23 protein-coding genes are annotated in these 22,316 nt (G+C 49.9%); 10 read left to right on the top strand and 13 right to left on the bottom strand.

Annotated elements, in window-relative coordinates:
- The first annotated feature begins 4 nt into the window (after positions 1-4).
- The 7 genes from GBK04_RS27975 (at position 5) to GBK04_RS27950 (ending at position 9,124) form a co-directional block, all read left to right on the top strand.
- Positions 5-2,176, top strand: a complete 2,172-nt coding sequence (locus GBK04_RS27975; RefSeq protein ID WP_152765582.1) for a c-type cytochrome domain-containing protein — start codon at positions 5-7, stop codon at positions 2,174-2,176.
- A gap of 72 nt (positions 2,177-2,248) precedes the next feature.
- Positions 2,249-3,316: an acyltransferase family protein gene (locus tag GBK04_RS27970; protein WP_152765580.1), complete on the top strand. Its 1,068-nt coding sequence runs from the start codon at positions 2,249-2,251 to the stop codon at positions 3,314-3,316.
- 36 nt (positions 3,317-3,352) lie between these two features.
- Positions 3,353-4,711, top strand: a complete 1,359-nt coding sequence (locus GBK04_RS27965) for a BNR repeat-containing protein (protein WP_152765577.1) — start codon at positions 3,353-3,355, stop codon at positions 4,709-4,711.
- Between the two features lie 84 nt (positions 4,712-4,795).
- Positions 4,796-5,305, top strand: a complete 510-nt coding sequence (locus GBK04_RS31265) for a hypothetical protein (protein WP_373331420.1) — start codon at positions 4,796-4,798, stop codon at positions 5,303-5,305.
- Positions 5,275-6,594, top strand: a complete 1,320-nt coding sequence (locus GBK04_RS27960; RefSeq protein WP_373331419.1) for a DUF885 family protein — start codon at positions 5,275-5,277, stop codon at positions 6,592-6,594. The genes GBK04_RS31265 and GBK04_RS27960 overlap by 31 nt, the downstream gene beginning before the upstream one ends.
- 159 nt (positions 6,595-6,753) lie before the next feature.
- A complete protein-coding gene (locus tag GBK04_RS27955) occupies positions 6,754-7,116 on the top strand; it encodes a BlaI/MecI/CopY family transcriptional regulator (RefSeq protein ID WP_152765574.1) in 363 nt (120 codons plus the stop codon).
- 43 nt (positions 7,117-7,159) lie between these two features.
- Positions 7,160-9,124 (top strand): M56 family metallopeptidase, encoded by a 1,965-nt coding sequence (locus GBK04_RS27950; protein ID WP_152765572.1) that lies wholly within the window; start codon positions 7,160-7,162, stop codon positions 9,122-9,124.
- Between the two features lie 4 nt (positions 9,125-9,128).
- On the opposite strand, the gene GBK04_RS27945 is transcribed toward GBK04_RS27950, so the two are convergent.
- The 10 genes from GBK04_RS27945 to GBK04_RS27905 form a co-directional block, all read right to left on the bottom strand.
- Positions 9,129-10,103, bottom strand: coding sequence for a nucleoside hydrolase (locus GBK04_RS27945; protein WP_152765569.1), 975 nt, complete (start codon positions 10,101-10,103; stop codon positions 9,129-9,131).
- Between the two features lie 236 nt (positions 10,104-10,339).
- Positions 10,340-10,993, bottom strand: coding sequence for a hypothetical protein (locus GBK04_RS27940; protein WP_152765566.1), 654 nt, complete (start codon positions 10,991-10,993; stop codon positions 10,340-10,342).
- A 117-nt stretch (positions 10,994-11,110) separates the two neighbouring features.
- On the bottom strand, positions 11,111-11,785 hold the full coding sequence (locus GBK04_RS27935) for a hypothetical protein (RefSeq protein WP_152765563.1): 675 nt from the start codon (positions 11,783-11,785) through the stop codon (positions 11,111-11,113).
- Positions 11,775-12,602, bottom strand: a complete 828-nt coding sequence (locus GBK04_RS27930) for a hypothetical protein (protein WP_152765560.1) — start codon at positions 12,600-12,602, stop codon at positions 11,775-11,777. The genes GBK04_RS27935 and GBK04_RS27930 overlap by 11 nt, the downstream gene beginning before the upstream one ends.
- Complete coding sequence (locus GBK04_RS27925) at positions 12,589-13,866, bottom strand: glycosyltransferase family 39 protein (protein ID WP_373331418.1); 1,278 nt, start codon at positions 13,864-13,866, stop codon at positions 12,589-12,591. The genes GBK04_RS27930 and GBK04_RS27925 overlap by 14 nt, the downstream gene beginning before the upstream one ends.
- Positions 13,867-13,874: 8 nt before the next feature.
- Positions 13,875-14,117 carry a hypothetical protein gene (locus tag GBK04_RS31260; protein ID WP_373331417.1) on the bottom strand — a complete coding sequence of 81 codons (243 nt, stop codon included), beginning with the start codon at positions 14,115-14,117 and terminating at the stop codon, positions 13,875-13,877.
- A 71-nt stretch (positions 14,118-14,188) separates the two neighbouring features.
- Positions 14,189-14,689 (bottom strand): hypothetical protein, encoded by a 501-nt coding sequence (locus GBK04_RS27920; RefSeq protein WP_152765557.1) that lies wholly within the window; start codon positions 14,687-14,689, stop codon positions 14,189-14,191.
- A gap of 55 nt (positions 14,690-14,744) precedes the next feature.
- Complete coding sequence (locus tag GBK04_RS27915; RefSeq protein WP_152765554.1) at positions 14,745-15,767, bottom strand: hypothetical protein; 1,023 nt, start codon at positions 15,765-15,767, stop codon at positions 14,745-14,747.
- Between the two features lie 97 nt (positions 15,768-15,864).
- Entirely contained in the window at positions 15,865-16,875 is a 1,011-nt protein-coding gene (locus GBK04_RS27910) for a hypothetical protein (RefSeq protein ID WP_152765551.1), read from the bottom strand.
- Between the two features lie 124 nt (positions 16,876-16,999).
- On the bottom strand, positions 17,000-17,680 hold the full coding sequence (locus GBK04_RS27905) for a hypothetical protein (RefSeq protein WP_152765548.1): 681 nt from the start codon (positions 17,678-17,680) through the stop codon (positions 17,000-17,002).
- A 232-nt stretch (positions 17,681-17,912) separates the two neighbouring features.
- Between GBK04_RS27905 and GBK04_RS27900 the strand changes: the two genes are divergently transcribed.
- Positions 17,913-18,833, top strand: coding sequence for a sugar phosphate isomerase/epimerase family protein (locus tag GBK04_RS27900; protein WP_152765545.1), 921 nt, complete (start codon positions 17,913-17,915; stop codon positions 18,831-18,833).
- A gap of 87 nt (positions 18,834-18,920) precedes the next feature.
- Here GBK04_RS27900 and GBK04_RS27895 read toward each other — a convergent pair whose 3' ends face one another.
- A complete protein-coding gene (locus GBK04_RS27895; protein WP_152765541.1) occupies positions 18,921-19,337 on the bottom strand; it encodes a hypothetical protein in 417 nt (138 codons plus the stop codon).
- Between the two features lie 289 nt (positions 19,338-19,626).
- Here GBK04_RS27895 and GBK04_RS27890 point away from each other — a divergent pair, with 289 nt between their 5' ends.
- The gene (locus GBK04_RS27890; RefSeq protein WP_152765538.1) at positions 19,627-20,388 is read left to right on the top strand and encodes a glycoside hydrolase family 113; all 762 of its coding nucleotides are present in this window, start codon (positions 19,627-19,629) and stop codon (positions 20,386-20,388) included.
- A gap of 29 nt (positions 20,389-20,417) precedes the next feature.
- Positions 20,418-20,726, top strand: coding sequence for a glycoside hydrolase family 113 (locus tag GBK04_RS27885; protein ID WP_152765536.1), 309 nt, complete (start codon positions 20,418-20,420; stop codon positions 20,724-20,726).
- Here the strand turns inward: GBK04_RS27885 and GBK04_RS27880 are convergent.
- Together GBK04_RS27880 and GBK04_RS27875 are read right to left on the bottom strand one after the other, a co-directional pair.
- Positions 20,720-21,616, bottom strand: coding sequence for a bestrophin family protein (locus GBK04_RS27880; protein ID WP_152765533.1), 897 nt, complete (start codon positions 21,614-21,616; stop codon positions 20,720-20,722). The two genes, GBK04_RS27885 and GBK04_RS27880, sit on opposite strands and share 7 nt — an antisense overlap.
- Positions 21,617-21,621: 5 nt before the next feature.
- Positions 21,622-22,206 carry a 3'-5' exonuclease gene (locus tag GBK04_RS27875; protein WP_152765530.1) on the bottom strand — a complete coding sequence of 195 codons (585 nt, stop codon included), beginning with the start codon at positions 22,204-22,206 and terminating at the stop codon, positions 21,622-21,624.
- Positions 22,207-22,316: the final 110 nt, after the last annotated feature.

Raw genomic sequence — 22,316 nt, 5'->3', positions numbered from 1 at the left:
TACTATGAAAATCAGAATTGTTGCCGAGAATATTCTACTGGGTCTGACCATTACCATAGCTTTTCTCTTACTTTTTGAAAGCAAACTGGTCGTTCCAGTGTGGCTACAAAGCTTTGGGCGCATGCACCCGTTGCTGTTGCATTTTCCCATTGTCTTGCTTCTGCTGGCAATGCTGATGGAGTTTTTTCGCTTCAAACCCGAAAACTTGGAGAATACCTTTTACCATACTTTCTCCCAAAATCTACTTTTATCCGGAGCCCTGCTGGCGGCCGTAACGGTGCTGATGGGCCTATTCCTTTCGCGGGAAGAAGGCTACGCGGGAGACACACTTTTCTGGCACAAATGGACCGGGGCGGGCATTTTTTTCCTGGCTACCCTCCTGTATTTTGTCCGAAACGCCCGCTGGTACAAGGCTCCGGTAGCCTGGGCGGGCGGGGGCACCCTGCTCATTGCCCTGGTTTTGGCCGGGCATTACGGCGCATCGCTTACCCACGGGGATAATTTCCTGTTCGAACCCTGGGAAGGTACCTTCGAAAAAGCGGAGGTACCCCTCGAGCAGGCGGTTGTTTTTACCGATGTGATCCAGCCGATTTTTGAACAGAAATGCGTAAGTTGCCACAATGCCGATAAGCTGAAAGGCCAGCTGATGCTCACAAATGCGGAGTCGGTGCGGAAAGGCGGCAAAACGGGTAAACTTTTCGTACCTGGCAATCCGGAAATTAGCCTGCTGCTCCAAAGGGTACATTTACCACAGGATGCCAAGAAACACATGCCGCCTTCCGGCAAAACCCAGCTGAGTCCGGAAGAAATCAGCCTGCTGACGCTTTGGGTAAGAGACCACCCGAGTTTCGATCAAAAAGTAACGGACCTGCCCCTCACCGATTCGCTGCGGATTTTGTCAGCCGCCCGGTTGAAATCTTCCCCAGCCGAAAAGGAACAATTTGATTTCTCAGCCGCCGACGAGGAAACGGTCAAAAAACTCAATACCGACTATCGGACCGTGGCTCCTCTGGCGCGCGAATCGCCCGGGCTGGCGGTGACAATTTATAACAAGAACGCCTATACTTCCGCCCAATTGGAGGAATTGAAAGAAGTCATAAAACAGATCGTATCGCTCAATTTGAACAAAATGCCCGTTCAGGATGCGGATCTGAAGACAGTAGGTACCTTTGAAAATCTCCGAAAACTGGATCTAAACTTCACCAACATTACCGCGCAAGGGCTGAAAGAACTGGCTTCGTTGAAGTACCTGAAAACGCTGACACTTTCGGGTACCCCACTTAATGTCCGGGATCTCCGCACTCAGCTATCCGCATTCAAAGCGTTGGAAACCGTAACGGTTTGGGAAACAGGTCTAACACCCGCAGAAATCGCCCAATTGCAAAAAGCATTTCCTCGGCTTACCATCATTGGTGGTTTTGTGGACGATGGCAAAAATCCGTTAAAACTCAATCCGCCCCAGGTAGCTAATTCCACGACTGTTTTTGCCGGTTCGGTACCCTTGCAACTCAGACATCCGATCAAAGGCGTGGAAATCCGCTTCACTACCGACGGTACCGAGCCCGATAGCATCAATTCTCCGGTGTTCAATGCTAAAACGGTGCTAACCGAAAGCGCCACAATCAAAGCGCAGGCCTTCAAAAAGGGCTGGTTTGGAAGTGAGGTTGCTACTTTTGATTTTTTTAAGAATACTTATCAGCCCGACAGCGTCGAACTGTTGTTTCCGCTCAATCGGGTACATCTGGCCGAAGGCGCTAAAACCTTCTTTAACCAAAAGCTCGGGGTCATTGGAGCCAATAATCCTGCCTGGGCCAATTACTGGGCGGGCGTCCGGAACAATGACCTGGGGATGATGGCTGAATTCAAACAGCCCACCGCAATCAGTTCCGTGGGCCTGCACTACATGGTGGAAGAAGATACTGGTATTTTTCCGCCGCAGGAAGTGGAGGTATGGGGTGGCCCGGATCGCAATTCGATGAAGCTATTGACCAGAATAAAAGCCCCCATGCCCGCCCAAGGGGATACCCCCACGCTGAAATCAATAGCCGGAACCTTTGATCAGGTATCGGTAAGGTACCTCAAGATTGTCGCTAAACCCGTAACCAAGATCCCGGACTGGCACCGGAGCAAGGGAAATAAAGCCCTGCTGCTGGTGGACGAAATGTTTATCAATTGAAATAGGGGTGCCTACGATACTTTTTCTAAATATGTATCTTTGGCCAATTCCTCCAACAATACCCACGAATAAGTGCCCACGACTCAACAAAACCGATTACTTGAACTGGACTCGCTGCGAGGGCTTGCCGCATTGGGGGTGGTGGTCTTCCATTTTACGATCAACGAAAATGCCGACAAGCTGGGCTGGGAGTTTCGGTATGGAGTGACGGGGGTCGATATTTTCTTCATCATCAGCGGGTTTGTCATTTTTCTGACCATTCAGAAAGTCAAGAAATGGCAGGATTTTGCGGTTTCACGCCTGGCCCGTTTGTACCCTACCTTCTGGACGTGCGTGCTTATCACCGCCGCCTGCGTGTATTGGTACGAGCCTGAATATGTAAGCTGGAAACTGCTTTTGGCTAACCTGACCATGTTTCCGGTGTATTTCGGCATCGAAAATCTGGATGGGGTATACTGGACTTTGCTGGTTGAAATGATCTTTTATCTCTGGATTTTGGCCATATTCCTGATCAGGGGCTTGGATAAAATTGTAACGATCAGTGCGGTGTGTACGGCGGTTATACTTCTCTTTCACATGGGAAGGAATTTCTATCCCGATTTTTACGGGTACATCACCTGGAAAGTACAGCTGCTCAATCATTTCCCCTTATTCTTTTCGGGCATTCTTTTTTATAAGCTCAAATTCAAGGGCTTCGCCTGGCGCTATGTGGGGTTGATATTCCTGTGCATGCTGGCGGCCTTCTACCTGCACGACAAAGGCGGTCGGTCGATGTACCATGTTACCTGGCTCGAGCACAATCTGATTATCGTTTTTTACCACCTGGTGTTTTTTTTATTCGTGGTGGGCCGCCTGACTTTTCTGATTGCTCCTCCCTTGTTGTTTTTAGGGAAAATATCGTACAGCCTGTACCTGCTGCACCAATACATCGGCACCCGATTGATTCATAGCCTGAATACCGGGCTGAACATGAACATTTACCTGGCCATCCTGGTGGCGATTGGCTTTTGCATCGCTCTGTCGTATGGGGTTACCTACTACGTCGAGGTACCCGCGATCCGGGCCATAAAAGGCTGGTACAAAGCCCGGCACGGACGTAAGCTGGAAGAACAGGACACGGCCGGCGCGGCACTGCCCTGACCGACTGAAAATTTCCTAACCCTGAACTACAAACTCATGCAGCTACCTACATTCATCTCTCGCAGTAAAATTTTTGCCCTGCTGTTCCTGAGCGGAATACACGGCACCGGTTTGGCGCAGAAAACCGCTGGAAAGTTACCCTATGAAACCATTCCGGTCGCGCAGGTGTGGTCGGGGCACTCGGTGGGGTTCGATCTGCTCACCTCCCAAAAATTTCAGTACGTAGCCTATTACGATGCCGATCGGAACATGGTGATTGCCCAGCGTCCGCTGGATTCGAAGACCTGGAAAAAGACGGTACTACCTACCCAGGTAGGCTGGGATAGCCACAACTACATCGAGGTAGCACTTGACGCGGCAGGGTACTTGCACGTATCGGGCAACATGCACAATGTGCCATTGATTTATTTTCGGTCGGAAAAGCCGGAAGATATTTCCCGGTTTGAAAAACTAGCCATGACCGGGAAAAACGAAGAGCACGTCACGTACCCCATTTTTTTCGAGGATAAAGCCGGAGATCTGTATTTTCAATACCGAGATGGTGGCAGCGGCAACGGCATTACCTATTGGAACAAATACGATACCGCCAACAAGACTTGGCGTAGCCTGTTCGACACCCCGCTCTTCGACGGCGAAAAGGAAGCAAGTGCATACATGTCGAATCCGCGGCTGGGGCCCGATGGCTATTTTTATATCATTTGGATGTGGCGCATGACGCCCATTGCCAACACCAACCACAACCTGGCCTGCATCCGTAGTCGGGATCTGATCAACTGGGAAAATATGCGGGGTGATAAGGTACCCCTGCCCATTCAGTGGCGCGACAGCAAGCCCACGGCCGACCCTGTGGGGCCGTGGAATGGCCTGATCAATATGTCGTACACATTGAGCTGGGACCAGGAAAAAGCCCCCTGCATCAGCTACCACAAATACGACTCTCAGGGGATCAGTCAGGCTTTTGTAGCTCGATGGGAGAAAGATAAAGCAGAGAAAGGTACCTGGCAAATCCATCAGATCAGTCAGTGGCCCGACTTCACTTGGGCGCTGAATCTGGGAGGTTCCCTCAAGCGGTCAATTTCTCTGGGGGCCGTGACGCCCACGGACGATGGGAATCTCTCGTTGCATTTCACGCACGAGAAGCATGGCTCCGGTACCTGGATTCTGGACCCGAAAACCCTGAAACCGATCCGTACCCTTCCCGCCAATGCAGGATCAAAAGAACCCGGTCCTCCCGCACTTGCGCTGAACGAAGGCATGGAGGCTCACACCAAAACCGATAACACCGGCCGCTACGTGATGCGTTGGCAGACCCTGCCCGTCAACCAGGATCGTCCGCCCCAGATTTCTCCCCCGGCACCCACCGAACTGGTGGTTTATGAGGTAATTGAGAAATAAAAGTGGCAGAGGGTAGTATCTTTAATGTCTGACACGACAAGGTCATTCTTTATCCTCCAACTAAAAACCTTCCGTTGCAATACCATGATAAAACGTGTATACCCTTCATGCCTGAGGGCTAGCTTCTTTGTGATCAGTTTGGTGTCAAGTCATGCGATTCTGGCTCAGACCCCATCGGACCCATTCAATCTCTATGAACAGACCAGCGAGACGGCGGGGCTCATCACGCAATACGCGCAGGATATACGGGCGATTCAGCATTTCTACTCGCCGATGATTCAGCAGGGTCGGGGCTTTGGCAATAGCGTTTCGGTACTGAATTCGCCCGAGCAACGCGCGCGACTACGGGTTCTGGATCAGGGGTACCTTGAAAAACTGGTGAAGATGAATTTCAACGCCATGAGCATTTACGGCAAGGTAGACTACGTGCTGCTAAAACGAAACATCGATGACCACCTGCTGAGCTTGTCGCAGGAGGACAAGCAGTATGCCACGGTAGGGGGTACCTTCCCTTTGCCGATAAAATCTATGAACTTGAAAAAGCCCGTCGGCGCGGGGCCACAATGGACGGGCAACGGGTGGCGGGTACCTTGAATGAATTAGCTACTCAGGTGGAAGCCGCGGCCACTTCGGTCAAAAAACTTGAATCACTGGACAAGTCCGACGCGGATTTTGGAGAGGAGGCCATCCGCGGAATCAAGACTCGCCTGAAAGGTACCTACGACTTCTATGCGGGCTACGACCCGCTGTTCAGCTGGTGGGTACCTGCGCCCTACGCCCGGCTGGACAGTTTGCTGGGGGCATTAGGCAAAAGCATCAAGGCCAAAGGGAAACTAGTGACCACCCAAAAGGAAGACAAAAGTGGAATCAGGGGGGTACCCATCGGACGGCAGGAACTGATCCGGCAGTTGAAAACGGAAATGATTCCCTACACGCCCGACGAACTGATTCGCCTAGCCAACCAGGAATTTGCCTGGTGTGATGCCGAATTGCTGAAAGCCTCGCAGGAAATGGGCTTCGGGAATGAATGGAAAAAAGCCCAGGAAAAAGTCAAGAACAGCTATGTCCCTGCGGGCAGTCAGCCGGAGTTGATCATGAAGCTGTATAACGACGCCAAAGCGTTTATCATTAAAAATAACCTGTATCAGTACCCCGAAATCGCCGATGAAACCTGGGGAATGCAAATGATGACTCCCGAGCGGCAGCTGGTGAATCCTTTTTTCCTCGGTGGCCGGGATATCATCATATCCTACCCGACCCATACGATGGAGCACGAAGACAAGCTCATGAGCATGCGCGGGAACAACCCCTACTTTTCGCGGCCTACGGTGCAGCACGAGCTGGTACCTGGTCACCACCTGCAGTACTACATGAGCAGCCGCTATAAATCCTACCGCAACGAATTCCGTACTCCTTTCTGGACGGAGGGATGGGCGCTGTACTGGGAGCTACTGCTGTATGACAAAGGTTTTGCCAAAACCCCCGAAGAACGCATCGGGATGTTGTTCTGGCGCATGCACCGCTGCGCGCGCATTATTTTCTCGCTCAACTACCACCTGGGCAAGTGGACACCCCAGGAGTGCATTGACTTTCTGGTGGATCGTGTCGGGCACGAACGGGCCAACGCTGAAGGCGAGGTGCGGCGTTCGTTCGAGGGCGGGTACAGTCCCTTGTATCAGGTGGCTTACCTGATTGGCGGGTTGCAGATTTTTAGTCTCAAAAAGGAACTGGTGGATAGTGGTAAAATGACTTTCCAGCAGTTTCATGAAGCGGTCATGCGCGAGAATAATATGCCCATCGAAATGGTACGGGCTACCCTCACCAATCAGCCTTTGACTCCTGATTACCAGACCCAGTGGAAGTTTTATGAGTTCGAGAAATGATTTGACAGCAGGCATTGCTGCAAATCGTTAATTCAGAAAAGCCGTTCCGCTCGCTGGGGCGGCTTTTTTGTTTCCCCGACTGCGCCAAATGTCCATATTTTACATAAATTCATTTGCATATCTACGAAATATTCGTAGATTTACGAAAAGATCGTAGATATGGAAAAATTAACTCAGCAGGAAGAAGATGCCATGCGCGCCGTCTGGCGCACGGGCGAGGGAAACATCAAGGCATTTATGGAGTACCTGGACGAACCGATTCCACCTTACACCACCCTGGCTTCGACGATCAAGAATCTTGAAAAGAAAGGGTACGTAGTCAGCCGGATGGTCGGGAATACGCTGCTTTACGCGCCGGAAATCTCCGAAGAAGCCTACAAACACAAATTTCTGGGTGGGGTGGTGAAAGATTACTTTGAAAACTCCTACAAAGAGTTGGTCAATTTCTTTGTGGAGAAAAACAAAATATCCACCGAAGAATTGAAAGAAATCATCGATTTGATTGAAGGAAAAAAGAGCTGATTGAATTCAGCCCTGGATATATTCACCCTTAAAGTTTACCGCCATGTCGCCCATTTTCGACTATCTCCTCAAACTATCCATTAGCCTGGCGGTGGTCGGGCTTTTTTACCAGCTGGTGTTGCGCCGTCATACTTTTTACACCGAAAACCGCTGGTACCTGCTGAAATACTCTGCCCTTTCGTTCTTCATTCCTTTCATCGACCTGAACCGGGCACTTCCACAGACCGATCTGGACAAGGTACCTCTGGTGCAACACCTACCCACGATCCAAAGTCTGAGTACTCCCGGGCCGGTACCAGCTTTTGAAACACCGGGGGCGATTGTGGCTGAGTCAGAGCTTGCCTGGGGCGACTGGGTTTTGCTCTTGCTTCTTGCGGGTGTGGTTTTCATGTTTTTGCGGTTGCTGCTGCATGGGGTAGCCTACCTGCGAATCAAGCGGCGGGCGCGTTTGGTGTCGGAGGAAAGTGTGAAAATCTACCACGTCGAGCGGAATATCGTGCCTTTTTCGTTTGGCAATGCCATTTTCATCAATCCTACCTTACATCAGGAAAGTGAGTTGCAGGAAATCATGCTGCACGAACTGGTGCATGTGCGGCAGCGGCACACGTTCGACATTCTTTTCGGGGAGGTACTTTGTGTCCTGAACTGGTATAATCCCTTCGCGTGGCTGATTCGTCACGCCATCCGCCAGAATCTGGAATTCATTGCCGATCGCGCGGTGCTCGAAAACGGCGTGGATGCGCGGGCGTACCAGTTCTTGCTTTTAAAGGTGTCAGGGGTACCTGAATTTCGCCTGGCCAACCAGTTCAATTTCTCGTCGTTGAAGCAACGGATCATCATGATGAACCGTAGGGAAACTGCCAAAGTATATATGGTTCGCTTCTTCTTTGCATTACCTATGATGCTGGTATTGCTGGCGATGTTCAGGACCGATATCGAAGCTTTGGCCCAAAAGGAATCGCCTCAAGGTACCTTACAAACAGTTGAAGCGAATTACGCATACCTGGCCGGAATCCTTATCGATGGCGCCACGGGTCAGCCTCTGGCCAATGTTCCACTTGAAGAGAAGGAACATGCGCCTTTTGTGATGAATGCAGAAAAGCAACCGGAACCAAAAGTACTGGGGACAATCTATACCGATGCCGATGGTTTTTATTTCTGGAAAGTAGACATACGTGAGCAGGAGCAGGAGGATATTTCATATAGCCTTCAACCGAAGGATAAGAAATATAAAGAACTTTGGTGGGGCAGTAACGTCTTTGCCAGCCATAATCCATTAATAAGTGCAGAGTTCAAGGTAGCTATCCTGACTGAAAATTTGATGGATCGGCTTCGGCAGGATTATTATCTGGTATTTCCACCGAACTATCCGGTAGGTACCCCAGTCGACTACGAACCGAGTACGGTTAAACAACTCCTGCTGGCGAACTTGCCTAAATTCACCGCCGAACATACCCTGAAAATAGATTTTAAAAAGGCTTACTGGAAGCCGCGTGATATCATCACCAAATTCAGGGAGGGGTACTTTAACAAAGAACGGGAGTTGATTGGGTACGAGGGAATGACCGAATTCTACCTTGACGGCAAACAAGCTACGTATGAAGAAGTAAACCGGGAATTCAAGCAAAGACCAATCGCCCTTGGCTTTGGGCAAAATAGCAATCCTCTTACAAGTGCAAAAGTTCCGAAGAAGATTTACTACCAAACTTTTGTCAATTTTAAAGATACACCACCCGCTGAACTGGTCAATGAGAATACTGTGGAATGGGTCGCAGTTACGAATTTTGACATAGATACTTTACAAAACGAACCCTACATGCTGGATGGGTTTCGGCAGGTGCTGGGTACCAGCAGCAACCTGGTGCCGCTGAAAGAGGAAATTGTGCGGGTAGCAATTTTGAAAAACAAACTCGCCCGCTATTACGCCCCCAAACTCGATAAACTGTGGTGGATCGAAACGCGTCCGCCCGCCGAGGTGCAGGGTAGGCCGGATTTCGCCCAGCGGTGAGGCATTATTCTTTTTTGGGGGGTACTACTAATGAGTCGATGTACCGGGCAATCGTGCCGGGAGGGGTACCTTGTTTGATTTTGACGTAGGCGTGTTTCTTTCCCGCTTTTTTCTCGCCAGTTTTCCACACATTGCTGCCGTCGGGGGCTACCGCAACGTAACCCTCGCTTTCTAATTCAAAATATTGATCCGCTTTTTCATCCAGCAGTAGCACGGCTACCTGATCCCAGGCAGGGCGACCGGCAAAATTATTGTAAAGCTGGTAGGCGCGGTACACCGGATGGTGCTCCGGTAGTTGATCACGCAGGAAGGTACCCCCGGTCAGGATTTCCTTGCCGACTTCCCATCCACAAAACACCACTTCCTGCTCCCACGCATCCAGACAATATACGGTCGATTGCGGATCGGGACGATAGAAATTGGCTTCCTTCCCCGCCGGATATTGCCCACCCATGCAGAGCCACCGTTTCACTTTTTTCTTCACCAATTCCTGCCCTGTCAGCTCCGAAAGCGTGTCAGCCGATGATTGCAAAAGATTTTGCAGACTCGTCAGATGACCGATTGTAATCACTACTACCGAGTTGTCAGGACTGGACGCCAGGAGCTGACGGTACAAAACTGCCGATTCAGTAGTCTGTTCCACTTTCGTAATCGCGTGTGGGAATTCTTCGGCAACCTGTCGGGTATATTTTGAAAAACTGCGCAAAGAATCCTGATTTTTCAGGAAGCCAATCGGTATTCCCGGCTGTCCGTAGAACGTGTTGATGGCATCCGCGCAGGCAAACGAGTAGGAATCGTCGCTCGTTACCACTACGCCAAGTAGGTCGACGAGCCCGGCCTGCCGGTAGGCGTGCAGCATCGCCAAGGCCTGCACGTCGTCCACATCAGAATCAAGATCAGCATCCAGAATGACCCGTACCTGCGCGTTACACACGCTAGCCAGTAAAATCAGTGCACTCAAAAACAGTTTGTGAAACATGAGAGCTGTGGCGGAAATTTCGGTATTTGGAAGTAAACCCTGTCCATTTTCTTTAAAAAAAACTGAATTAGGGCTAGGGTATGTTGATCAGTTTTTCGTCTCCTTAGTACACGTGTACAAAAAACGGCCTCAAATTGTGCCAGAATTTGTGCTAGCTTATCGTCTGATTTTAACTGAAGATTTTTATCATAGGTAATTGATTGGGAAAGAAAGCCTCGCTTGAGGCTTTCTTTTTTTTAGGCGGGGCTGACGGTTCCGGCAATTACTTTTTGTTTTACATTCCAGTGAAAAGCGGAAATGACCCTGGCGTGAAGAATGGGATACAGCGTTTTTTCCCGAAAAAGTGATTTGGTTTTGCCGCGATAGGTTGTTTTGTGAACGATTTCAGTCGTGCCCTGGGAGGTCTGGGAGAAGCTAAGTCGCTGGCTGCCTTCGGTTTCACCACCTTCAATATACGAGAACTCGATGTACTTCTCTACGGGTTCGATGCGGGTGATCTGATGAGCGACGGCTATGTTCACCATGCCCCAGAACAACCCTACGTTCAGGAAAAGTACCTGACCCTCGCGCAAGCCCTTGTATTCGTCTTTGGCGTAAGTGATTGCTTTACTCTTTTTGCAGTACATACACCCAAAACTCACCGTTCTACAGCGCCAGGTTTCTTTGGGCGAAATACTCAGATAGGTGTTCCAGACCTGGTCCAGATCAGCATCTACCTCGAAAGATTTCGTATGGATATGGTAGGTTTCCCTTTCGGCAGGCTTGAAACAGGTGGTTTTAAGATTGTCAAAATCAGAGCAAATAAAGAGACCTCTGTTGCGAATGTACTCGCGGATTGTCTTTTGTTGAACGCGGTCCAACCGGACAGAATTGGGGAGTGAAAACGACATGCAGTTGAGTGTGATGGATCATCCGATACCTCACAAAATTCATGGATTGCCGCAATTTACTCATTGACCGATAAAATTTGTGCAAGCCAGGCTACGAGGCAGGTTATATAACGGGGGTTATTGATGCTTAGTACCTGAGGTGACAGGTTTCAGAAATCGAACCTGAAAACCCGGCAAACTTCGGATGCGATCCGTAACATAAGGGGCACTGATGTCCCCGAAAACAATTTCGTAGGTACCCTCCTGAAAAACGAATTCGGTGCGGTCGGCGCGGATGCGCCGGGTACCTGCGGGATACAGAATACCCAGTTTTCCAGCCTCCACCGCCTGTTTGTCAACGAACCCCAATAGGGATGCCACGGTACCTACCTGCTCGGACTGGTGGAACGACAGACAAAAATAATGGGTGGTGCGGGAGTTGGGCTTATGCAATTGTGTAGAGGGAATGTTCAGGACATAATCAGCGCCGAGTACACCCGTTTGTCGCTTCATGGATTTTACATCGAGCGAAAATAAGCCCCCGTCGGTCCGTAGCACGAAATCCTGGCCCCAATCCTGGCCATCCGTGGCGCCAAAGGAGCGCATGGGGCGGGGCAACTGGTACAGGTCGGCAAAAACCACCTCGCCCAAGGTACCCGTGAAGCGTAGCAGCCGGGTGTGGTTCTTTTTATCAGAGGCTTTGTCCCAGATATTGGCTACACGGTGGTGGGTGAGCGAATACTCCACGAGCTTCCGGGCGTACGCTTTCTGCTCGTCAGTCACCGTCAGCTGTATGTAGAACTCATTGATCAAAATAGGCGCGCATGTTTCGGAAAGCCAGCAGGTACTCCTCGGTAAAGGTATCGGCTTTGGGATATTTTTTCAGGCTGCGTAACGCTGCCCTGAGGTAGTCGAAGCCCTGGGCGGCATTTTGTTCGTCGTAGAAAGATTCTCGCCACCGTTGGGCGGTGGCAGTTTCCCGGCTCAGCCCCAGTCCATGGGCATAAAAGACAAAAGGCGAACTGATTATACCGATTTCAAAGTACCCCTGCTTGTTTTCTTTCACTCCCTCAAAATACGTGATCAGATAATCCAGGTGCTGGATGGCCCGCGCTTTGACCTGTTCCGGCGTTTCTTTCCGGGTGGGTTTGACACGCCAGGTGTTAGCTTCGGGCGAAAGCAAATCCACCCCATCATGAATGTACTGTCTGCTTTTCCGGCAGCTCACCACCAGTTCGCCATCGCTTGTGCGGGTATCCAAAAGAATCAATATCAGCGTATTTTCATCGCGTTCGGCGATTTCGAATTCATAAGCGGCTCCATTTTCACTCATTTGTAGCCGCAAGCGATCGCCTTCCACCGACCAGGTACCTTGTCGATAAGGAGTTTTGGTGGAGAAAAAAGCGGAGCGTTGACCTTCGTACAGGGCAAAGGTGGAATTTTGCAGCCCTGCACTCATGGCCTGTATTTGCCGACCGCGCGCGAGGGCTTCGGGCGTGGCCCGGCCACTGGGCTCGTAGCTGACGCGCACGATTTTCCAGGTGGCCAGCAGCGGATCGGCGGGTTGGCAGCTGATGAGGCAAAACAGGAGGATGAAAATAGTAAGGGCCAGCTTGTCAGTCATTCCCATGCTTCCGTTCGCGAATTTCCTGGCGAAGGATTTTATTGATATCGACCCGGGCGTTTTCCAGCAGGTAGATACTGGTACCTTTTTCACGGGCAAACTGATCTTCAATTTTGCCGATATAACGGATTTTCTCGAAAAACGGTTTTTCCCGCTCCCGGCCTTTATCGGTATCAGAAGCTTCCTGAATCAGAACCAGATGATCGATTTTTGTGGAAAGGTCAATCCAGTCGATATAATCGGCGTTGAGCGAAACCGCGCGGTGATTCTTGTTTTTTGAATAAAAATTAATGGCTCCCGCCTGCCCGTAGTTATCGGTAAGGATCAGGGTACGTCCCTTACCCTCCACCAGCGCACTGGCGCTATCTACTTTGTGGGCCAATTCTTTCCAACCCAGCATATCGGCAAAATCCTGAGGTAGGTAGTGGTTTTTTCCATCTTCCCAGCGCAACAGTCCGAGTGATTCGTAGCGTGCCGAATTGCGGTGAATCTCGGCCGGACTGGCCGTGGGGAAAATGACCGGGAATAAGCGAATGATAACCAGAATAGGCAGGAACAGGGCAAGGGGCCGAAGGTACCTGCGCCAGCCCGCTTGCAACAGGTATTCAAGGTATACCACCCCAAAGGCGATGAGGATGGGGTACAGGCCGATGGCATAGTACCCCTTGGCTTTGAGGATAATAAAGGTACCTAATGTGAACACGTAGGCCCAGAAGAAAATCCGGTAGGTTGCAAAGGGGCGGTAGGTGAAAAATGAAACCCAAGCCGCTACGATTACATAAAAAGAACCGATGAAAAAAATCAGCTGCTCTTTCAAAAAATCCAACCGCTGGACATTGACCAATTGCGTACGAGCCAGCTCGTTCATGTGCTGAACGACGGGAAAATCGTGTGTGTATTGCCAGACCAGGTTGGGTGAAATGAGTAGCAAAGCCAGACCCATCGAAAAATATACGTGTTTGTTAGCAAGCACCTTCCGATGGGGCGTCAAGAGCAGGGCAGGTAGAAAGCCCATAACAAGAAAGGCTATGTTGTATTTGTTCAAAAAACCAAGGGCAAAGGACACCGCGGCTGCGTAGAGCCACTTCGGGTTTTCGGACTTGATATAATGGACCAGGGTGAAGTACAGGGTAGTCCAAAGTAAAACATCGAGGGTGTTGGGCTGGTAGAGCATATTAATCCGCAGCAGCACCGAAAATAGAACGCAAACGGCTCCCAAAACAAGCGCGTACAAGCTCCCATTCAACAATTCAATGGTTTTCCATACCACCAGCAACGTCAGTGCCCCAAAGAGCGCCGGAAAAAAATGAACCCAGAAAACTCCCCCCCGAGCACTGAAATGAGGTAGGAAACCCAGGAGGTAGCCGGGGGCACCGACACGTAACCCCAGGCCAGATGGTACCCCTGGTCGAGATGCAGGTACTCGTCCCGGTGGAGCTGGTACTCAGGATTGATCAGGAAATAATGGAGGGCTATCTTTAGAATGATGAAGCCGAGAAGAAGTAGATTTTTCCTGGTCAACGCGTATTGAATTTGCTAGTGAAACATGAAATGAAAAACCCTGTACAGCTTTACTGGAGCTGACTTTTGACTCAGAACAGCTTGCTCCAGGCGAATCGGATGAGCAGCAGTACCAGTACAAAGCCGATCAGTAAAGCTGAAAAGGGTACATACGTGAAGGCAATGAGGTGCAGACGATCAAAAAACCACATAATGCCGATGAGCGCGGTTATGAGCGTGAGGAAGCCCGCTATTTTACCAAAACCAGGAATGAAGTCGAACGAAATTTTGCTCTTGATCAGTATCAGAGTCAACACCATCGAGAGGATGGGCAGAAATTGCAAGAGCAAGTCGGCCTGCCAAATGCTCTGGCGCTCGAAAAGGAAAAGGTACACGTTGAGCGTCATGGCGAAAATTCCCGGAATGCAGACGGCATACACCAGCACGGCATAGAGGTACTTCCACGTACTGATGTCCTGCCTGTCCTGAACCGCTGCTCCCATGATCCAGGCCAGAAGTGGCAAAGCCACGAAATACATCAGAATAGGCAGAGGATTCCGTTCAAGGGAATTGAAAACGTCGTTCAGGGTCATAAGGAAGGATGGAACGGGCGGTCCGCCGCGCGGCGGACCGCCCGTTCTAAATTGATCACGGAAGCGAAAGCAGGAATCCGATGGTAAAGTTCGCGTCCCAGTCGAATACGAACTGGTTGGTACCCGTAGCGTCGGCGATGGCTTTGTAAATATTGATGCCGGCCTTGGATTTGGCGTTTTCGAGTTTGTACGCGTCAGGGGCGCTCAGGACGGTGTAACGCTCTTTTCCTTTGCGCACTTCCTTAGCCATTTCGAAAGGTACCCCTCCGATGATGAAACAAGTCTTCCGCCGGTCGGTCGGGACTTGCTTGGCTTTGGCAAGTACCTCATTGTAAACCTTTGAATCATCCACGTTGTCCTGATAGTACTTGGCCCCGTAGGTCTCGATGGCCCGTACGCGGTTGTTCTCCATCCACGAAATTTTGGTATTACCCGAGCCAATATCGGTTACGAAAGCCCGCTGGTCGTACAGTTCGGGCAGTGCCGATTTAAAGCCCAGCTGGCCCTCTTGCTCGGGTGTCACCTGATTGACCTGGTAGCCCAAATCCCGCAGGGCTTTGGTTATTTTCTGCGTGACATCAGCCTTCGCCGCGCCTGAACTTACTACGAAATGGATATTCTTGCCGCTTACGCCGAAGTCGAGCATACTGCCGATGTATTTTTTCAAACCCATGCGGATATCGGCATCGGTAGCCATGTTTTCGGTGACGAGGCTGTTGCCGAACTCGGCTTTTTCCAGTTTCCAGCGCTTTTGCGAATCCACTTTGATGATGAACGAGTTGAACCCGCTGGCACCCAATTCTACCACCCCTTTGAGGGTACCATTGACGGGCTCCGGTGCCGTGTAATCAAACGAAGAACTTGCGACATCGGAGGCTTCGTTATCGGGGCTGGACGTGGAACCGGGTTCCGGTGTTTTGTATTCCGATTCACTGGTACCTTCCGCCGATTCGGTACGGGTACGATCGGTCATGGATTCCAGAGCTTTCTGGCCCCCGAAATATTTGAATCCAAAGTATAGAGCGGCAAGAATGAGGGCGGTTATGAGCAGGCGCCCGGCTACAGTAAGTCGTTTCATTTAATGGAAAATTGAGAGTTAAAAATTTAAAAGGGAGGCACAGAGGGGCAAAGACACAAAGTTTTTTATAGATTGCCCGTTTCCCGTTAAGCCTTTCTTAATCCAAAAGCCCCCGGTAATTGGAGTCTTTGGGAGGGTTAAGGTTGATAGTAGCCGGTACGGGATCGGGGGCGTCGAGGTTGACCAGGGTGAATTGCCCCTGATTGTAGGCTTCGAGCATTTTTTGTCCTTTGTCGGAAAGTATGCCGTTCTGCACGTCCACGCCGTTGATGAAATCCATCGACAGATCCATCGCCCGTTTCATTTCGCCCAGCTTGCGGCTCATGTCATCCTGAATGTACTCCATCGACTCGTCGAAGTAGAATTTCTTGTCAGGGTTGCCTTTGAAAATACTAATGGCCGTGCGCAGGGCGTTCGAACTTTCCTTGACGATCTTATACTCCGTCTCCTTCAACTTGACCTTGATTTCGGTTTCCTTGATAATATAGTCGGCGCTTTTGTTCACTTTTTCCATGAATTCCAGAATGGTCTTCATGTTGCGTTGGAGCGGGAAAAGTTTCTCGTTCATCTCCTGCAGGCCCGCACCTTCAATAGTGGCCAGTTGGGCGGTTTCGCGCATCCCGGGCTTGTGCGAGAGTTCGCTGGCCTTGTTGGCTTCAGCAAACTTCTGCTTGATCATCTCGTTGTTCTCATTGATTTTCTTATTGAGACGTACAAGTTGTCCGGCCAGGGTGTTGATCTGCCCCTGCATTTTCTCGCGCTTGTCTTTCAGGTCGCTGATATAAATTTTCATAATCGCGATCGGGTCCAGCTTGACAATGGTACCCGTGATTTTGCGCATGAGCGTCTTGAACAGAAAGAACACCGCCGTACGTACATCGCGGCTGGTAAACAGGAAGATGAGCCCAGCCAGGGCCGCCAGCAGAATGCCCAGGTACAGGGTGTTCTGCGTTACTTCAATGAGAAACAGCGCGATGATATTCCAGTAATAGAGAATCAAAGCACCTGCCGCGCCCAGAAAGAGCATGGACGTAATACCTTCTGGCTTCGACCAGTACGACTTTTTGGTATCCTCTGCGGAACCACCTATTTGAGAAAAGTCAGCCATTGTTTTGGAGTTTAAAGTGTATAAAGGGTCCGCTCTTGCGGATTGGGAGTGTAGGAGTCCAAGTGCTAGGGTATAAAAGTCTTTTTCTGACTCGTAAACCTTTCAACTCATACACTCATAAAATCTAGTTCAAATATTTCTTAATCTTTGCCAAATCAGAATTGATCTGCTCCACCATGCTATGGTAGGTGATGTCGTAACTATCGCGATTGGCGTTGATTTTCGCGCTTTGTTCCTGAATATCGCCATTGATCTTCTCCAGCCGTCCGTTGTTGGCGTTGATTTTTTCCTGCAACTCCACGATCTGCCGGGCATAGGTTTTATTGTCCTCCTGCAACTTGTTGAGCTCCTGATTGAGGCTGCCTACGCGGTCGCTGATCGCTTTTTCCACATCTTTCAGAAAGCTGGTCCGGTCACGATCCAGCACACCCACATACTGGTTGGCGGAAGTGGACAGGATCGAAGTATCCCGAACACCCTGAGCCATGGCCTTGAAGCTAGCCCAGGAGGCCTGGTACTGTTTTTCTTCGCTCAACCCCAATCCTTCCATGCTTTTCAGGGCTTGTTTGAATTCAAAGTAGTCGGGGCCAGGTAGGTTGGCTTTTTCGAGTAGCTCGACAAAATGTTCCACAAACTTGCGGTCTACCTCGGCGGTACCCGCCGCATTGACGACATTCGGGGTCTGTGCCGGAGGGACTGCCGGAGCAATTGGCTCGGAAGGGGTAGGGGTAGGGGATTTGCCTTCTGGATCCTTAATAAAAAAGCCCAGCAGTTTATCTCCCAAACTCTTTTCAGATTCAGGCATTTTAGTAGTGGTTTAGGCGTAATGGTAAGTAAATAACCAGTCGGTTCGCTTTTGCTTCCAAAAGGAAGGGGAGTATATTTACCCCGTCTTTCCCTGCTCCAGCGTTGTTTTGGTATGTCAATATTACTAAACCTGCGAGGATTTTTCAATATCCGATTTGGATGAGCGGTTGCGGGGTCTGATGATCCCTTGTAAAAAATGGACGGTTTTTCAACCTAATCTTCTCAACGGCATGTTTCAACTAGGTTTCAACAGCGCTATACTCGCCGATTTCAGTTTCGAGCATATGGTCGATTTCGCGGCTCAGCATGGTTTCGGTTGTGTGGAGGTCATGTGCTGGCCCAAGGATAATGCAGACGCCCGGCGCTACGCGGGAGTATCGCACATCGACGTAATGAAACTCGACGGTTCAAAAGTAAAGGACATTCGGCACACGCTGCGCACGGCCAATGTGGGCATTTCGGCGCTGGGGTACTATCCCAATCCGCTTGATCCGGAACCGAAAAAAGCGAGTTATTTTGTGGAGCATATCAAAGAAGTGATCCGGGGAGCGGCCAAGCTTGGGGTACCCACAGTAACAACCTTTGTAGGCCGTGACCCGGCCAAAAACATTACTGACAATCTCAAGACCTTTGCCGAGGTATGGCCGGGCATCGTGAAGGTAGCCGAGGATAATAACATCAAGCTGGCCATTGAGAATTGCCCCATGTTCTTTACGAACGACGAATGGCCGGGCGGTAAAAATCTGGCGATCAGCCCAGCGGTCTGGAACCGGATGTTTGAGATTATCCCTAGCCGGGCGTTCGGATTGAACTACGACCCCTCGCATATGATCTGGCAAATGATGGATGAGATCAAGCCTATCTACCAGTTCCGGGAGCGGCTGCACCACATTCACCTGAAAGATGTGAAAGTGTATAAGGATAAGCTGGATCAGGTGGGCATCATGGCCAATCCATTGGAATATCATTCGCCCAAACTGCCCGGACTGGGCGACGTGCGATGGCGCGATTTCTTCGCCGCACTCACCGACGTGCGCTACCGGGGGCCCGTGGTGATCGAGGTAGAGGATAAAGCCTACGAAACCAATATAACCGATGTGAAGTCGGCGATCCTGACAAGCCGCAATTACGTGAGCCAGTTTTTGGGATAAATGCCCTTATAACGGCAGCGCCCGGCCAGAATTGGCCGGGCGCTGCTACAATACATGAACCTCCTCCAAAGTGTTTGAAACACTACTTCAGTCAAGCCGCATGGTGCTATCCTGACGAGCTGGAGTCTGTTTTATTGCATATCGCTTTTCAGCTGTCTCAGGCATTACGGTACTGCCGGGAGTTTTGTAGTGGTGCGGTGAATGGAATGGGTTCAGGTATACTTCCCGGCCCGATTCTGTTCCCAACAAGACGCGAGAGCCTGGCCGGGATGCATATTTCGGTGTGTGACTAAAGCGATTGCCCCGGCGAGGCTCCACAATGGCATTGGCTGCCGTTCCTTCCGGAGCAGCCTGCATGGCTTTGGCCTTTTTTGCTTTATTGGGATGCTTATAGTTGTTTACCGAATAGCCGGGATCGACTATTGTATTGCTCTGGGCCGATACGGTATTGGCGATAAATAGAAATGTTGCGACCGCTAAGGCGCTATATAGTAGCTTTTTCATGTTTGTATGTTGATTAGGTGAGTTGTTAGGCCATTATACTATAATTGGCCCGAGGTCAAATAAAATATAATTTTATATTATAATCAAATTCGGAATATTAGTTGGATTCGTGATGATTTAGTGATAATATACAGAATATTATCCATTTTTCCGACTGAAACTGTTGTTTTGCAAACTACTTTATTGCGTTTTTGCAAAAAATAAGAGAAAATGACCCTTTTATGAAAGTGTTATTTGAAAAAAGGTAAATTTTAGAGCTTGAAAATTTTTTGCAATCTTGATATCTGCAATGAAAGCAGATAGACTGATTTCCTATCCCAAATCAAGTATCCTCGTGGCCGTACGTTTTATGAATCACCTGATTGTTACCATTTGGATCAGTATTTTGGCAGGAAATTTTATTTCCTGCTCATCGGTCTCATCGGACAAGCCCTACCGCTATAATGGGGCAAAAATAAAAGGCGTCTCGTTCGTGGCTCCGCGTGATTCGCTGGCCGATACCACCTATGTGCCGGTCAAACAAATTAACGCCGAATGGGTAGCCCTGATGCCCTATGGTTTTACCGAGGGAGGTACCCCCAATTTTGTATACGGTAAAAACAACCAGTGGAAATGGTGGGGTGAATCGCCCCTGGGAGTGGCGCACTGCGTGCAGATGGCCCACGCCCAAGGGCTGAAAGTGATGCTGAAGCCGCATATGTGGATTGGGCACGGTACTTTCACGGGGCACTACGACCTGACCAACGAGGAAGACTGGAAGACTTTTGAAAAAGGGTACGGAGAATATCTTTTGAATTTTGCCCGTATTGCCGATACCACGCATGTCGAACTGTATTGCATTGGTACCGAAATGCAAACCTTCGTGAAGAAACGCCCGCAGTTCTGGTTCCAGATTATCCGGGACATTAAGAAAATCTATAAAGGGCAGCTCACCTATGCCGAAAACTGGGATGTGTACCAGGAGGTACCTTTCTGGCAGGAGCTGGATTTCATAGGCATCGACGCGTACTTCCCCCTTTCAGAGGAGCAGTCCCCGACTTGCCGGAACTGAAAAAAGGGTGGCAGAAACACCTCAAAGCCATGGCGAAGTTAGCGGCCAAAGTGCAAAAGCCGATTCTGTTCACCGAATATGGCTATACAAGCAGCGACTACGCCACCCGGCGTCCCTGGGAATCCGAACGCGGTGCTGCCGAGAATGAAGCACTGCAGGCCAGAGCCTACGAAGTACTGTTTGGCGAAGTGTGGACCAGTGACTGGATGGCCGGGGGTTTTGCCTGGAAGTGGTTTCCCAATCTGCGGAGCGGCGACCGGGCTCGTGATCCTTTTTCACCCCAAAACAAACAGGCGCAGGTTGTGATGGGAGAGTACTATGGAAAAACCACTTATTGATTAGGTACCTCATTGAGCAATTGCTGGATCGACGTGCGGATGGTACGGCAAATCGTATCAGTCGGCAGATCGTTCGCATCCGTTCCGAACGGATCTTCAATTTCTTCGGCAATGACTTCCAGGCTACCCAGGATGTAAAAAACGAACATAACAAAAGGTACCACCAGATAGTGCAGGCTGAATACGAAGCCGAGGGGTAGGGTTATGCAGTATGTGAAGATGAATTTTTTGAGAAACGAGCTGTATGAGAAGGGGATCGGCGTATTCTTGATGCGCTCGCAGGCCCCGCAGATATTCATGAAGGCTTCGAGTTCGGGCTTGATCAGCAGCAGGTGTTCCGGCAGAAGTACCCCTTTCTTTTGCAGTTGAATGACTTTCTTTGAAATTGCCGATGAAAATTGCAACGGGACGTGCTCCTGGCTTTGGATCGCACTAAGCGGAAAAGCGGCACTATCTTCAAACTCTGAGGGCAGGTACTTCTTCCGCAAATGGTTTTTGAGCGAAAAAGCGAAATTGGGTATGGTAGCGTGAAAATAGGTTCTGTTTTCCCGATCGTTTTCATCCAGCAGCGCATCCATTTTCAAAGCCAGGTTGCGGCTGATATTGACCAGGGTACCCCATTGCTTACGGCCTTCCCACCAGCGGTCATAGGCGGTGTTCGTTCGGAATACCAGCAGTAATGAAATGACGAACCCCAACAGCGAATGCATCAGGGAGACATTTTTTAAATCCGAATTTTGGCCGATTTTCCAATAGTCGATGATGAGATAGGCGAGCAGGGTAGCATATACCCCGATCGAAATCAGCAGCGGCAGAAGCTTGCGTACCGTATCGGCCCGCGGGAAAAAGAAAATGAACCGGAACCACTCCTTGGGATTGTAATCAACCATAGGTTTTAAGCCATTTTTACGTCCTTGAGCTTGGTGAAAATTGCCTTGAAACACCGGGCGGTCAACTGAGCGTCTTCCAGGGCATTGTGGGTATCCTCTTCACGCTCAAATCCAAAAAAGCCCGATACCGCCCCTAGGCTCAGGGACCGGGGTACCGAGATGCCGTTCTTTTCCAATATCATAAAATACAGGTAGGAAACCGTGTGCAGATCCAGCATTTTGTTGTTATAGGGCCAGTGCATTTTCTCGTTCCGGTAGGCAAAGCGTAAGAAATTGATGTCATATATCACGCTCTGACCGCAGATGATTACTTTGGAAAGCGGCCCGCCGTTGGTTTTGGACTTGATCCATTTTTCAAATTCGGGAATCACATCGTAAATCATTGGAGCGTCTTCCAGATCGTCCAGCGAAAGACCATGCACTTCTTCCGATTTGGCCGTAAAGGCTTCCTCATTTTCGGGATACACATTCTGCAGGTAGGTACCCAGGGCGTTCCATTGATCGTCAAAGAGTTCGGCGCCCAATTGGATGATTTCATTCCAGCCGGGCTCGGGGCCCGTCATTTCAATATCGAGGACAAGGAAAGGCATTTTTTGTAGATATGAGATAGGAGATATGAATTATGAGATAGGTTAGGTCACGATCGGCGGCTATTTTTGCAACAAAAGTAGCTAATTCTGCTTCTTGGTTTGAATAGCTG

It is taken from the genome of Salmonirosea aquatica (assembly GCF_009296315.1).
GTDB lineage: Bacteria > Bacteroidota > Bacteroidia > Cytophagales > Spirosomataceae > Salmonirosea > Salmonirosea aquatica.
Note: the sequence above shows the minus strand (reverse complement) of the source record. Positions and strands in the feature narration are given on the sequence as shown.

Excerpts from the sequence above, each read along its gene's own strand:
- GBK04_RS27975 (WP_152765582.1), top strand. The coding sequence starts at position 5 with ATGAAAATCAGAATTGTTGCCGAGAATATTCTACTGGGTCTGACCATT.
- GBK04_RS27965 (WP_152765577.1), top strand. The coding sequence starts at position 3,353 with ATGCAGCTACCTACATTCATCTCTCGCAGTAAAATTTTTGCCCTGCTG.
- GBK04_RS31265 (WP_373331420.1), top strand. The coding sequence starts at position 4,796 with ATGATAAAACGTGTATACCCTTCATGCCTGAGGGCTAGCTTCTTTGTG.
- GBK04_RS27960 (WP_373331419.1), top strand. The coding sequence starts at position 5,275 with ATGGACGGGCAACGGGTGGCGGGTACCTTGAATGAATTAGCTACTCAG.
- GBK04_RS27955 (WP_152765574.1), top strand. The coding sequence starts at position 6,754 with ATGGAAAAATTAACTCAGCAGGAAGAAGATGCCATGCGCGCCGTCTGG.
- GBK04_RS27950 (WP_152765572.1), top strand. The coding sequence starts at position 7,160 with ATGTCGCCCATTTTCGACTATCTCCTCAAACTATCCATTAGCCTGGCG.
- GBK04_RS27945 (WP_152765569.1), bottom strand. The coding sequence starts at position 10,103 with ATGTTTCACAAACTGTTTTTGAGTGCACTGATTTTACTGGCTAGCGTG.
- GBK04_RS27940 (WP_152765566.1), bottom strand. The coding sequence starts at position 10,993 with ATGTCGTTTTCACTCCCCAATTCTGTCCGGTTGGACCGCGTTCAACAA.
- GBK04_RS27930 (WP_152765560.1), bottom strand. The coding sequence starts at position 12,602 with ATGGGAATGACTGACAAGCTGGCCCTTACTATTTTCATCCTCCTGTTT.
- GBK04_RS27920 (WP_152765557.1), bottom strand. The coding sequence starts at position 14,689 with ATGACCCTGAACGACGTTTTCAATTCCCTTGAACGGAATCCTCTGCCT.
- GBK04_RS27915 (WP_152765554.1), bottom strand. The coding sequence starts at position 15,767 with ATGAAACGACTTACTGTAGCCGGGCGCCTGCTCATAACCGCCCTCATT.
- GBK04_RS27910 (WP_152765551.1), bottom strand. The coding sequence starts at position 16,875 with ATGGCTGACTTTTCTCAAATAGGTGGTTCCGCAGAGGATACCAAAAAG.
- GBK04_RS27905 (WP_152765548.1), bottom strand. The coding sequence starts at position 17,680 with ATGCCTGAATCTGAAAAGAGTTTGGGAGATAAACTGCTGGGCTTTTTT.
- GBK04_RS27900 (WP_152765545.1), top strand. The coding sequence starts at position 17,913 with ATGTTTCAACTAGGTTTCAACAGCGCTATACTCGCCGATTTCAGTTTC.
- GBK04_RS27895 (WP_152765541.1), bottom strand. The coding sequence starts at position 19,337 with ATGAAAAAGCTACTATATAGCGCCTTAGCGGTCGCAACATTTCTATTT.
- GBK04_RS27890 (WP_152765538.1), top strand. The coding sequence starts at position 19,627 with ATGAAAGCAGATAGACTGATTTCCTATCCCAAATCAAGTATCCTCGTG.
- GBK04_RS27885 (WP_152765536.1), top strand. The coding sequence starts at position 20,418 with ATGGCGAAGTTAGCGGCCAAAGTGCAAAAGCCGATTCTGTTCACCGAA.
- GBK04_RS27880 (WP_152765533.1), bottom strand. The coding sequence starts at position 21,616 with ATGGTTGATTACAATCCCAAGGAGTGGTTCCGGTTCATTTTCTTTTTC.
- GBK04_RS27875 (WP_152765530.1), bottom strand. The coding sequence starts at position 22,206 with ATGCCTTTCCTTGTCCTCGATATTGAAATGACGGGCCCCGAGCCCGGC.